Raw genomic sequence first — 606 nt, forward strand, 5'->3', positions numbered from 1 at the left:
TCTCTGCTGTCTCGAAGCTTGAGAGGCGAGAATCGCATGTGCTTGCTCTTCGCTTACGTTGTCGCGTTTAACGGTGCGAAAAATTTGAGTTTCAGGTTCTACATCTACAACGAGGACACGATCGCACAAACTATCGAGGTTGTTTTCAACGAGCAATGGCACGACCAATAACGCATAATCCGACGTGACCTGTTGAAGGTCTTCTATCATTTTTTCTCGAATGATCGGATGTAACAATGCATTGAGCCAAGCTTTTTCTTCTGGATTAGAAAAGATTTTTTCGCGTAACTTGGCACGATCTAAGGTGTTGTCGTCATGCGTAATGTCTTGACCAAAATGTTGAATGATTGCATTTAACCCGGGAGTTCCAGGTTCGACGACTTCTCGTGCGACAATATCTGCATCGACAATATCAATTTTAAACTGCTGCTTGAACAGATTCGCTACGGTAGTTTTACCGCTGGCGATACCACCCGTTAAACCTATTACCAAAGCCATTTACACCCCTAAAATTGACGTGAAGTACCAACTTAGAATTTGGTCGCCCCAGATTAAGCTTACCCATCCTGCAATCGCTAAATATGGGCCGAAAGGGAAAGCTTTCTC

1 protein-coding gene and 1 pseudogene are annotated in these 606 nt (G+C 43.9%); both read right to left on the reverse strand.

Annotated features, from left to right (window positions below):
• Positions 1 to 498 (reverse strand): dephospho-CoA kinase (gene coaE / locus R8O10_RS26135; RefSeq protein WP_318192086.1); only part of this gene is annotated, 498 nt, incomplete at its 3' end.
• A pseudogene (locus tag R8O10_RS26140) lies at positions 499 to 606 on the reverse strand (prepilin peptidase); the annotation flags it as partial.

Source organism: Vibrio sp. 1727, from assembly GCF_033344415.1.
Lineage (GTDB): Bacteria > Pseudomonadota > Gammaproteobacteria > Enterobacterales > Vibrionaceae > Vibrio > Vibrio alginolyticus.